This is a genomic window from Actinocorallia lasiicapitis (genome assembly GCF_054778695.1).
On record NZ_BAAGZI010000167.1, the window covers coordinates 1 to 11,753 of the forward strand.

Sequence of the window (11,753 nt, forward strand, 5' to 3'; positions counted from 1 at the left end):
ACGGCCGCCGCCTCGGCGATCGTCGCGGGTTCGGCGACGTACTTGGGGCGGACTCCGAGGACGGCGTCGGCGTCCGTCACGGGGCGCGAGTCGAACCGGGCGTCGCCGGGGTGCGGGCCGCCGGTGTTCGGGCCGGTCGAGCGCGGGTCGGTGGAGTGCGGGTCGGAGTGCGCTTCGGTGGCGCGGGGGTCGGTGCCGGTCATCAGTAGAGCTCGCCTTCGGCAGCGGGGGCCTCCGGGGCCGGTCGGCGAGGGGGCTCGTCCGCCTTGTGGACGCGCGGGACCTCGCCGCAGAGCCGCGGCGTGGGGAAGATCTTGCCGGGGTTGCAGAGGGAAGGGGGGTCGAAGGCGCAGCGGACCATCTGCATGGTGTCCAGGTCGGCGTCGGTGAACATGCGCGGCATGTAGCGGGCCTTGTCGACGCCCACGCCGTGCTCGCCGGTGATCGAGCCGCCGTGTTCGACGCACAGGTCGAGGATCGCGCCGGAGACGGTCTCGGCCCGTTCGCCCGCGCCCTCTTCGGCGTCGTCGAACAGGACGAGCGGGTGGAGGTTGCCGTCGCCCGCGTGGAACACGTTGGCGACGCGCACGCCCGACTCGCGGGAGAGCCGGTCGATCGCGGCGAGCACCCGGGGCAGCGACGTCCGCGGGATCACGCCGTCCTGGACGATGTAGGCGGGGGAGATGCGGCCGACGGCGGCGAACGCCGACTTGCGGCCCTTCCAGATCAGCGCGCGCTCGGCGTCGTCCGCGGCGACGCGCTGCTCGAAGGCGTGCCCGCACAGCAGCTGGACCTGCGCGAACTGGTGGGCGACCTCGGGCGCGGGGCCGTCCAGCTCGACGATCAGCACGGCTTCGGCGCCGGCCGGATAGCCGCAGGCCACGGCCGCTTCCGCCGCCTCGATCGCCAGGGCGTCCATCATCTCGATCGCGGCGGGCACCACCCCGGCACCGATGATCGCGCTGACCGCCTCGCCCGCCTCCTCGATGGAGCGGAACGCGGCCAGCAGGGTCTGGACGGTTTCCGGCGTGCGCGTCAACCGGACCGTGATCTTGGTGGTGATGCCCAGGGTGCCCTCGGAGCCGATGATCGCGCCGAGCAGGTCGTAGCCGGGGCCGCCGTCGAGGGTGACGATGTCGCCGTCGGGCGTCACGATCTCGCAGGCCAGCACATGGTTGGCGGTGAAGCCGTACTTCAGGCAGTGGGCGCCGCCCGAGTTCTCCGCGACGTTCCCGCCGATCGAGCAGATCTGCTGGCTGGACGGGTCGGGCGCGTAGTAGTAGCCGTCCGGTTTGACGGCCTTGGTGACGTCCAGGTTGATCACGCCGGGTTCGACGACGGCGCGCTGGTCGTCCAGGTCGATCGAGAGGATCCGGCGCATCCGGGACGTCACGATCAGCACTCCGTCGGTGCGGGGGAGCGCCCCGCCCGACAGGCCGGTGCCGCTGCCGCGCGCCACGTAGGGCACGCCGTCGGCCACACAGGCCCTGACCACGGCGGCGACCTGCTCGGCGCTCTCCGGCAGCACCACCAGGCCCGGCGCGGCCCGGTGGTAGGTCAGGCCGTCGCACTCATAGGTGCGCAGCCTGGCCGGGTCGTCGATCACCGATCCGGGCGGGAGGATCTCGCGGAAGCGCGCGGCGAGCGCTTCGAGCACGGTCTCTCGGGGTGGCTCGTCGGGCAGCACAGCTCCTCCTCGGACGGCGGACTACTACGGGCGACGACGGATACGGAGCGGGCCGCGACGGAACACCCGTCGCGGCCCAACCTAGTTCAGCGGCCTGCTGCGGCGGCCTTCCGGCTTACGGGAAGCGGACGTACGCCGGAGTGGTCAGGAACTCGCTGTAGTCGTCGGCGAGGGTGACCTCCTTGAACAGCGCGACGGCCTCGTTGTACCGGTCGCTGTTGTAGGCGTCGCCGAGCTCGGCCTGGATCTTGGCCAGCTCCTCGTCGAGGAGGGTGGCGACGAGCTCCTTGGTGACCAGGGTGCCGTCGGGCAGCTTGATCCCGTTGTAGATCCACTGCCAGACCTGGGAGCGGGAGATCTCGGCGGTGGCCGCGTCCTCCATCAGGTTGTGGATCGCGACGGCGCCGGAGCCGTTCAGCCAGGCGGCGAGGTAGCGGAGCGCGACGTCGATGTTGTTGCGCAGACCGGCCTCGGTGATCTCGCCGGGGGTCTTGTCGACCGACAGCAGGTCGGCGGCGGAGACGGAGACGTCCTCGCGGAGCCTGTCGCGCTGGTTCGGCTTGTCGCCGAGCACGCCGTCGAAGATCTCGCGGCAGACCGGGACGAGGTCGGGGTGCGCGACCCAGGAGCCGTCGAAGCCGTCGCCGGACTCGCGGGTCTTGTCGGCGCGGACCTTCTCGAACGCGATCTTGTTGATCTCCTCGTCCTTGCGGGACGGGATGAAAGCGGCCATACCGCCGATGGCGTGGGCGCCGCGCTTGTGGCAGGTGCGGACCAGCAGCTCGGTGTAGGCGCGCAGGAACGGCGCGGTCATGGTGACGGCGTTGCGCTCCGGCAGGACGAACGACACGCCGCGCGAACGGAACTTCTTGATCACGGAGAACAGGTAGTCCCAGCGGCCGGCGTTGAGGCCCGCGGAGTGGTCGCGCAGCTCGAAGAGGATCTCCTCCATCTCGAACGCGGCGGGGATCGTCTCGATCAGGACCGTCGCGCGGATGGTGCCGCGCGGGATCTCCAGCTCGTCCTGCGCGAAGTTGAAGACGTCGTTCCAGAGGCGGGCCTCGAGGTGCGACTCCATCTTCGGCAGGTAGAAGTAGGGGCCCTTGCCCTTGGCGAGCTGGCGGCGCGCGCTGTGGAAGAAGTACATGCCGAAGTCGAACAGCGACCCGGACATGACCTTGCCGTCGACCGTGACGTGCTTCTCCTCCATGTGCCAGCCGCGCGGGCGGACGACGATGGTGGCGAGCTCCTCGTCGGGCTTGAGCGCGTAGCTCTTGCCGGTCTTCTCGTCGGTGAAGTCGATGGTGCGGTCGAGGGCGTCGCGCAGGCTGAGCTGGCCCTCGATCATGTTGTTCCAGAGCGGGGTGTTGGCGTCCTCGAAGTCGGCCAGCCACACCTTGGCGCCCGAGTTGAGGGCGTTGATGGTCATCTTGCGGTCGGTCGGGCCCGTGATCTCGACGCGGCGGTCCTCGAGCCCGGGGGCCGGGGTCGCGACCTTCCAGGTGTCGTCCTGGCGGACGCCCGCGGTCTCGGGCAGGAAGTCCAGGGTGCCGCCGGCGGTCAGGGCGTCCTGGCGCTGGATCCGCTTGGCCAGCAGCTCCAGCCGGCGCTCGCCGAACTCGCGCTGGAGAGCGCCCACGAAGGCCAGGGCCTCGGGGGTCAGGATCTCGTCGAATCGCGGGTTGCTGGGTCCGGTGACCTCAACGCCCATCACGGCACCTCGAATTTCATCAGGCGAAAACTTACTTCTGAGTAATGAAAATACTAGTAGGCGCGGAACGATCCGCCAAAGCGGGGGTACCCAGATATTGAGATGAGAGTGTCGTCGGCTCATGACAGTCTTGGTCCAGCAGGAAGAACACGGCTCCGGCCGACGTTGGAGCTGATACGAGCCAGGAGGAACATGACCGAGTACGAAGACCTCGAAACCGTCGGCGAATACGACCTCGCCGAACGGCACGCGCTGCGCCGGGTAGGCGGGCTCTCCACCGAGCTGGAGGACGTCACCGAGGTCGAGTACCGGTCACTGCGGCTCGAACGGGTTGTCCTGGTCGGCGTCTGGACCGAAGGAACGATCACTCAGGCCGAGAACTCGCTGCGGGAACTGTCCCTGCTGGCCGAGACCGCGGGCTCTGAGGTGCTCGAAGGACTGATCCAGCGGCGCGCCAAGGCCGATCCGGCCACCTACATCGGCTCCGGAAAGGCCCAGGAGCTGGCCGACGTGGTGCTCGCGACGGGCGCCGACACCGTGATCGCCGACGGCGAGCTCGCACCGTCCCAGCTCAGGACTCTCGAAGAGATCTGCAAGGTCAAGGTCATCGACCGGACCGCGCTGATCCTCGACATCTTCGCCCAGCACGCCAAATCCCGCGAGGGCAAGGCGCAGGTCGAGCTGGCGCAGCTCCAGTACCTGCTGCCGCGGCTGCGCGGCTGGGGTGGCAACCTGTCCCGGCAGGTCGGCGGACGCGCCGCGGGCGGCGTCGGCATCGGCGGCCGCGGCCCCGGTGAGACCAAGATCGAGCTGGACCGGCGGCGGATCCGCACCCGGATGGCCAAGCTGCGCCGGCAGATCGCCGAGATGTCCAAGTCGCGCGAGACCAAGCGGTCGGCGCGGCGCACCCGCCAGGTGCCGGCCGTCGCGATCGCCGGATACACCAACGCGGGCAAGTCGTCGCTGCTGAACCGGCTGACCGACGCGGGCGTCCTGGTCGAGAACGCGCTGTTCGCCACGCTGGACCCGACCGTCAGGAAGGCCGAGACCCCGTCCGGACGGCAGTTCACGCTGGCCGACACGGTCGGATTCGTCCGGCATCTGCCGCACCAGCTCGTCGAGGCGTTCCGGTCGACCCTGGAAGAGGTGGCCGAGGCCGATCTCATCCTGCACGTCGTCGACGGATCCGACCCCGACCCCGAAGCGCAGATCGCGGCCGTCCACGAGGTGCTGTCGGAGGTCGACGCCGAGTCCATCCCCGAGATCATCGTGATCAACAAGGCGGACGTCGCGGATCCCCTGGCGATCGCACGGTTGCAGCGGGCGTTCAAGTCCAACGCGGTCATCTCGGCCCACACCGGTGCTGGGATCGACGAACTGGTCACGCTGATCGAGTCGTCGCTGCCGCAGATGGACCGCGAGATGCACGTGCTGCTGCCGTACTCGGCGGGCGCGCTGGTCGCGAAGATCCACGACGCGGGGGACGTCACCAAGGTGACCCACCGCGAGGACGGCACCGAGCTGATCGCCCGGGTGCCGCTGGCCCTCGCCGCTGAGCTGGAGCGCTACGAGGTGGCCGCCGCGGGTCACTAAACGGCCACATCTCGTTGTTTTCGCGTACGTTGCGCTGCCGTGACGGCTACGGTCAGTGGGAACTTCTCGGGACCGTGCCACGTTCCGGTCTCAAGAGGTTGTACAGCGGGCCTGGCGTGCACTACCGTGACGAAACCGATATCTCCGGTCCCGCTCCTCCCGGTACTCGTCCGAGTGCCGGTACATACCCGTCGCCTGGCATCCAGTCCGGCGGCATCAGCGAGAGCAGGTGGCTCTTGACGTCCGGAAAATCCCTCCGACGGACGGTTCGGTGACACGCATATGACGGTTCGCCTGCTGACGAACATCGGACGCCTGTGGACGGGCACCGATGTCTGCAGCAACGCCGCCATCCTCATCCACAACGACCGCATCGTGTGGGCGGGACAGGCCTCCGACCTGCCGGCCAGCGTGCCCGGCGTCATCGACGACATCGTCGATGTCGACCATGTGGAGAACCTCGGTGGCGGGCTCGTCACGCCCGGCCTGATCGACGCCCACGCGCATCCCGTCTACGCCGGGAACCGCTGGGCCGAGCTGGCCATGCGCACGTCCGGCGCGACCGCGCAGGAGATCGCCGCCGCGGGCGGCGGGATCGCCTCGACCGTCACGGTGACGCGCGGGACCGATCCGTGGACCCTGTGCAACGCCGTCCGGGAACGGCTGCGCGCCTGGATTCTCAGCGGCACCACGACCGTCGAGGCCAAGACCGGCTACCACCTGACCCGCGATGGTGAGCTCGCCGACATCCGGATGCTGCGGTCGCTGGAGAACGAGCCGGCGATGCCGCGGATCCACGCCACGTTCATGGCGGCGAACGTGCTGCCGCCGGAGTACTTCGGGCGTCGCCGCGAATACGTCGAGGCGGTCCGGCAGTGGGCGGCCGACGCCGCCGCGGCCGGAGCCGACAGCATGGACGTCTCCTGCGAAGAAGGCCATTTCACCGCCGACGAGGCACGGCTGCTGCTGCACACCGCGCAGCGGTACGGGCTGAAGGCGCGGATCCACGCCGTCGGCACCACCGAGCGGACCAGCGCCGCCCAGGTCGCCGCGGAACTCGGCTGCGCCTCCGCCGACCTGCTCACCGACGCCACCGAAGAGGACGTCAAGGCTCTCGCCCACGCGGGCGTCACCGCGACGGTCTGCCCGGGTTCGGCACTCCGCTCCGGCCGGGTCCCGCCGGTCCGCCAGCTCCTGGACCGCGGCGTCACCGTCGCGCTGGGCACCGACCACAACCCGTCCGAATGCGGCATCACCTCGATGCCCGTCGTGGTGGGCTTGGCCGTCGCCATGTTCAAGATGTCGGTGACGGAAGCTCTCCGCGCCGCGACGCTGGGCGGCGCGGCCGCCCTCCGCGTCTCCGACCGCGGCTCCCTCTCCCGCGGCATGTACGCCGACATCGTCCTGTGGGACGCCGACCACGAAGGCGCCTTCGCCTGGGCCCACGGCCTACGAGCCCTCCGAGTCTGGCGCGGCGGCACCCCCGTCCAACCCTGACATGTGACGGTCAGGGCGTTCCCACTGGAACGCCGACCACGAGGGTCCCTGGGCCGACGGCCTGCGGGCCCTCCGCGTCTGGCGCGGCGGCACACCCGTCCAACCTCACCCCGGACATGTGACGGTCTGGGCGTCGCCACTCCCGACGCGGGATCGTGATTCGGCAGACCCGTCGAACGGCGGCAGCCGTTCAGCGTCGCCGGGATGCGAAACCGACGCCCGTCAACGGCCCGACGACCGACCTGTTGCCCACCGATCCCCTCCAGTGCCCGCGGCGCTCCGCGACGTCGGGTCGTCCGGTGGATGCCGACGATCGGGTACGGCCACCTGCGCGGCCTTCGGTGAAGGCCGGCGGGTATTTCCTTTGGACGAGTCTCCGGCTGAGGTGCCTGCCGCGGGCGAGATCGGAGAAGCCGTGACGCTAGGGGGCGATGACCTGGTCGTTCTCCGTCTTGGACGGTCGTCGGCCTGGGCGTGCTCTGCGGTGAGAAACCGCAGCTGACGTGCAGTGCGGTCTAGAGAAGCGGTCTGCGGTCTGGGCGTCGTGTAGTGGGTCCCTCTGCTGGATCGGCCGTGGGTGTTAGACGGCGGGGCGTCGCGTGGTCAGGTCTGGGCGTCGTGTAGTAGGTCGATCTCCTGGGCTGGCTGTGGGTGTGTTCGGCGGTCGAAGTGGCGGGCGTTGCGCGGTCGGGGAGTGGTCTGTGGTTTGGGCGTCGCGCGGTGGGTGGTTCTGCTGGACCGGCCGTGGGTGTGTTCGACGGTGGAGACAGTGGGCGTCGCAGGGTCGTGGGTGGTCGGCGTTGCGAGCCGCGATGGCGTTGGGCCGGGCGGAAGGGTTCCTTGCGGGTGCCGGGGTGTGAGGGGCGATGGTTGTTCGTGGGATGGGTAGGTGGAGGGCGGGGCGGAACTGGCGCGGTCCGTTCGCGGGGGGACGAAATCTGTTCTTTTCGTTGCGTTCGGAACAGTGAGCACTCTGGTCACGTTGGCGTGATGAGTGGTTAACGGGGTGAAGGTACGGTTTCAACTATGGGCGTTGCGATAGTCACGGATTCATCCGCTTATCTGCCCCCTGACTTGGTGGCACGGCACGACATCGCCGTCGTGCCGCTGCACATTGTCATCGGAGGGAGCGTCCGGGACGACGGGGTCGACGTCACGGCGGCCGACACGGCGCGCGCGCTGCGCGACTGGCAGCCCGTGTCGACGTCCCGCCCGTCTCCGGAGCGGTTCGCGCGCGCCTACAAGGAGGCGGCGGGCGCCGGTGCGGAGGCGATCGTCTCGGTGCACCTGTCCGCCGCCATGTCCGGGACCCTCGAATGCGCGCAGCTCGCGGCGGACGAGGCGTCGGTCCCCGTCCATGTGGTCGACAGCCGCACCATCGGCATGGCCCTGGGTTTCGCCGCCCTGGCCGGTGCCAGGCTCGCCGCCCAGGGAGCCTCGGCCGCCGACGTCGCGGACCTGGTCCGCGAACGCGCGCTCAACAGCCACTCTCTCTTCTACGTCGACACCCTCGAACACCTTCGCCGCGGCGGCCGTATCGGCGCCGCCGCGACCTTCCTGGGCTCGGCACTCATGGTCAAACCCCTCCTGACCATCACCGACGGCCGCATCACTCCTTTGGAGAAGGTCCGCACGACCTCCCGAGCTCTCTCAAGACTCGAAGAGCTGGTCGTCGAACGAGCCGCCGGAATCCCCGTGGACCTGGCCGTCCAGCACCTCTCCGCCGCGTCCCGCGCCGAAACCCTCGCGGCCCGCCTCCGCGACCGCCTCCCCAGAGCCGAAACCCTCACCGTAGGCGAAATCGGTCCCGCCATCGGCGCCCACGTAGGCCCCGGAATGCTGGGCGTGGCCATCAGCCCTCACTGACCGCACAGTCCCACGAAGCTCAAGGCACGACTTCACCAGCTCCATCTCAGCCCGAGCCCCGACCAGCCCGTCGCGGCCCAGCTCCTCGGCCAGCTCCCGCGCCTGGGACGGCGACCCCGCAAAAGCTCTCCCGCAGCACCTTCATCACCGGCAGGAGACCGTCACCGGTCCGGCAAGGCGCAACCTGGCGATCCCATCGAACACGAGCGGACCTGCTCCGGCCCCGAGCGCTCGCACATGGCGACGTCGCAGCCCGTCCATGCCTTGCGGGCCGCTCAAGGCTGCCAATCACTATCCACAGAATCCCGTTCGGTCCGTTCGGCGTGCCTGCGGCTGGCTACCGTCAGCCACATGACACGAATGCAGCCCCAGCCCCCATGGCCCTCCGAACCTCCGGCCGGGACATTACAGTCCCGTCCGTCCACCCCGCACCCCGACGATCCCGTCCGCTGGGACCTCCCCATCTCCGCCCTTCCAGCCCTCCAACGAACGGCACCTCCTCCAAACCGAAATGCCAGACCAACGGACGACGATTTCGCCACCCCGTCGCCTTCGTCCGCCAGAGCTTTCCCCTGGGCGGCGGAATCGCGGGCAGCAGAGCCATCGTCAGCCACCGAAACAGCGCCCTTCCGTCAGACGTCCGCCTCATCCGAAGCCGCGGACTCACCATGGGCACCCATTCCGCCCCCACCGGAAGAGGGCGCTTCACCCTGGTCCGGCGAGTCCCTCACCCCACATGGCAACGACGCATTCAGCGACGAGAACACCCCCTGGCCAGCACACGGACCCTGGCAGGAGGACGCCTCACCCTGGCTCGAGGACATCCCCCACCAAACACCGCACCTCCCACCCCGAAAGGCGGATGCCTCACCCTGGGCACAAGAGCCCCCAAACCCGCACCCGGAGGAGGCAGCCGCCCCGAAGACCCCCCGCCCCTACCGCCATAAGCAGTCGCCCAGACCACCCGCCCCCATCACAGAACTCCTCCAAAGAAAGGAGAACCCCGCACCGCCAAATCGTGACGCGCCGAATCTCCACACCCCTCAGCGCCGAACCGTCAAACCCACCCCCTGGACCGAAGCCGTACCGCAGCAGAACACCGACGTCCCACCCGGTGAGACAAGCACCCAACGCACGGCCTCAGCGCCCTATGCCCGCGGCCGAGAGCACGACGACACACGTGGTCTCGAAGGCATCTCCGGCCGCAACACGGACACACCACGCGGTGAGACAAGTGCTCCCCTGACCGGCACGACTGCGACATCCCATGCCTTCAATCAGAATCGCGCCACGCGTTGGCCTGAAGGCAGTCCCACGAGAGAAACAGATACCCCAGGCGGCGAGCCACACCCTCTACGCACGGGTGAGGCGTCGTATGCCGTCGAACGGGATCGCGGCGGCACGCGTCGGCTTGAAGGCGCTGCTGAACGGGATATGGACGTTCCTGGCGGTGAGCTGGGCGCTTTGCGTGTGGGCGGCGCGTCGTATGCCGACGAGCTAGATCGCGGCGGAACGCGTTGGCCTGAAGACGCTTCAGAGCGGGACGTGAATGGTCCGAGTGGGAAGCCGGGCGCTCTGAACGCGGGCGGCGTCTCGAATGCCCATGAGCAAGAAGGCGACGGCGCACGTGGTCTCGCAAGCGTTTCCCGACGGGACGTGGACGTCCCGCGCGGTGGGTTGGTGGGCGGGGTGTCATATGCCTTTGATCGGGGTCGCGGCGGCACTCGTGGGCCTGAAGGCGCTGCTGAACGGGACATGGACGTTCCTGGTGGTGGGCTGGGCGCTTTGCGTGTGGGCGGCGCGTCGTATGCCGACGAGCTAGATCGCGGCGGAATGCGTTGTTCTGAAGGGGCTTCAGACCGGGACGTGAATGGTTCGGGTGGGGAGCCGGGCGCTCTGAGCGTGGGCGGCACGTCGTATGCCCGTGAGGAAGAAAGCGACGGCGCACGTGGGCTCGAAAGCGTTTCCTGGCGGGACGTGGACGTCCCGCGCGGTGGGCTAGGGGGCGGGGCCTCGTATGCCTTTGATCGGGGTCGCGATGGGGCGCGCTGGGTTGAAGGCGCTGCGGAGCGAGATGTGGACGTTCCGGGGGGTGGGCTGGGTGCTCTGCAGGTGGGCGGGGGGTGGTATGCCCGGGGACGGGATCGCGATGGCCTGGCTTTGGGTGAAGGTGTTCCTGGAGGGAGCTCTGAGGATTCGCGCGGTGATGTGGGTGAGGCGCGCGGTGGGGATGGCGAGGCCGTGCAGGGGGCGGCGGACGGAGCCGGGTGGGGGGTGGATGGCTCGGGAGGGGACGTGAGAGTTCTGCGGGACGCGAGGCGGGAGGGTTCGAGGGCGGATGGGGGGAGGAGGAGGTGGGCGGCTCGGGGGCGGGCGGTCGGTGATCTGTTGGAGAGGTGGGATCCCGGAATTTCGGGTGGGCGTGCGCTGGTCGTTGTTGGTGTGCTGGCGATGCTTGCTGCGGGGGTGCTCATGTGGACGGGGCGGCCGCGGCCCGAAGCGGTTCCGGTTGCCGGGGTGACGCCGGTCGCTGATGCGCCTGCGGCGGATTCGGGGTCGGCGCCTGGGGCGTCTGAGCGGGCCAGCCCTGTTCCGTCGGGCAGAGTCGTTGTCTACGTGACCGGGAAGGTCCGGCGCGCGGGTCTGGTCACGCTGCCGCTCGGGTCGCGGGTCGCCGATGCGCTTGAGGCCGCGGGTGGTCCACGGCCCGGGGCCCGGCTGGACGGGCTCAATCTCGCGCGCAAGCTCAGCGACGGGGAACAGATCGTCGTGGGTGGGCCTCAGGCCGCGATGCCGCCGGCCGGTGCCGCTGTCCCACCGGGTGGCGTGAATCCGGTCGAGCCGCTCGACCTCAATACGGCCACCCTTCAGCAGCTTCAGCAGCTACCGGGCGTCGGGCCCGTCCTCGCTCAACGCATCGTCGATCACCGTCTCAAGCACGGTCCTTTCACCGACCCGTCGCAGCTTCGCGATGTTTCCGGCATCGGTGATCGCCGCTACGCCGACCTCAAACCCCATATCCGCGTATGAACCGCGCTCCCCGCTCCCCGCTGACACCAGAGGACCTCGGCCTTCGCCGAGGAAGCAGCGGTGCGCGCGAGCACGCGGACGTTCCGGTCGGCGCGGTTGCACGTGGGTTCGTGCCGCTTCCGGCGCAGGCGCAGGCGGCGGTTGAGATGGGCCTTGGGGCGGTGTCGGGAGGGCGAGTGTGAGGGCTGGCGGGTGGTGGTGTCGCGAGGGGGGCGGGTTTGTCCCGCTTCCAGCGGAGGTGGTGTTGGGAGGAGCGAGTGTGAGGGCTGACGGGTGGTGGTGTCGCGAGGGGAGTGGGTTCGTGTGGCTTTCGGGGCGGGCGGCGGTGGTTGGGGTGGGTTTTGGGCTGGTTTTGGGAGGGGGCGGGGG

General features: G+C 69.5%; 8 protein-coding genes. 5 read left to right on the forward strand and 3 right to left on the reverse strand.

What is annotated here, in order from left to right:
• The 3 genes from ACYVE7_RS18995 to aceB all read right to left on the reverse strand — a co-directional run.
• On the reverse strand, positions 1–203 hold a 203-nt coding region (locus tag ACYVE7_RS18995; RefSeq protein ID WP_460366272.1), incomplete at its 3' end, for a hypothetical protein.
• A complete protein-coding gene (locus ACYVE7_RS19000; protein WP_460366274.1) occupies positions 203–1,687 on the reverse strand; it encodes an FAD-linked oxidase C-terminal domain-containing protein in 1,485 nt (494 codons plus the stop codon). The genes ACYVE7_RS18995 and ACYVE7_RS19000, both read right to left, overlap by 1 nt.
• Before the next feature lie 115 nt (positions 1,688–1,802).
• Positions 1,803–3,398, reverse strand: a complete 1,596-nt coding sequence (gene aceB, locus ACYVE7_RS19005; RefSeq protein WP_460366276.1) for a malate synthase A — start codon at positions 3,396–3,398, stop codon at positions 1,803–1,805.
• Positions 3,399–3,590: 192 nt separating this feature from the next.
• Between aceB and hflX the strand changes: the two genes are divergently transcribed.
• The 5 genes from hflX to ACYVE7_RS19030 all read left to right on the forward strand — a co-directional run bounded on the left by hflX (position 3,591) and on the right by ACYVE7_RS19030 (position 11,384).
• Positions 3,591–4,991, forward strand: a complete 1,401-nt coding sequence (gene hflX / locus ACYVE7_RS19010) for a GTPase HflX (RefSeq protein WP_460366278.1) — start codon at positions 3,591–3,593, stop codon at positions 4,989–4,991.
• A gap of 282 nt (positions 4,992–5,273) precedes the next feature.
• Positions 5,274–6,488: an imidazolonepropionase gene (hutI, locus tag ACYVE7_RS19015; protein ID WP_460366280.1), complete on the forward strand. Its 1,215-nt coding sequence runs from the start codon at positions 5,274–5,276 to the stop codon at positions 6,486–6,488.
• Between the two features lie 1,026 nt (positions 6,489–7,514).
• Entirely contained in the window at positions 7,515–8,354 is an 840-nt protein-coding gene (locus tag ACYVE7_RS19020) for a DegV family protein (protein WP_460366282.1), read from the forward strand.
• A 1,696-nt stretch (positions 8,355–10,050) separates the two neighbouring features.
• On the forward strand, positions 10,051–10,176 hold the full coding sequence (locus ACYVE7_RS19025) for a hypothetical protein (RefSeq protein ID WP_460366284.1): 126 nt from the start codon (positions 10,051–10,053) through the stop codon (positions 10,174–10,176).
• Between the two features lie 794 nt (positions 10,177–10,970).
• Complete coding sequence (locus ACYVE7_RS19030) at positions 10,971–11,384, forward strand: helix-hairpin-helix domain-containing protein (RefSeq protein WP_460366286.1); 414 nt, start codon at positions 10,971–10,973, stop codon at positions 11,382–11,384.
• Positions 11,385–11,753 lie beyond the last annotated feature (369 nt).

What these genes read in the sequence shown, in the direction of transcription:
- aceB (WP_460366276.1), bottom strand. Translation starts at nt 3,398, where the DNA reads ATGGGCGTTGAGGTCACCGGACCCAGCAACCCGCGATTCGACGAGATC.
- hflX (WP_460366278.1), top strand. Translation starts at nt 3,591, where the DNA reads ATGACCGAGTACGAAGACCTCGAAACCGTCGGCGAATACGACCTCGCC.
- hutI (WP_460366280.1), top strand. Translation starts at nt 5,274, where the DNA reads ATGACGGTTCGCCTGCTGACGAACATCGGACGCCTGTGGACGGGCACC.
- ACYVE7_RS19020 (WP_460366282.1), top strand. Translation starts at nt 7,515, where the DNA reads ATGGGCGTTGCGATAGTCACGGATTCATCCGCTTATCTGCCCCCTGAC.
- ACYVE7_RS19025 (WP_460366284.1), top strand. Translation starts at nt 10,051, where the DNA reads ATGCCTTTGATCGGGGTCGCGGCGGCACTCGTGGGCCTGAAGGCGCTG.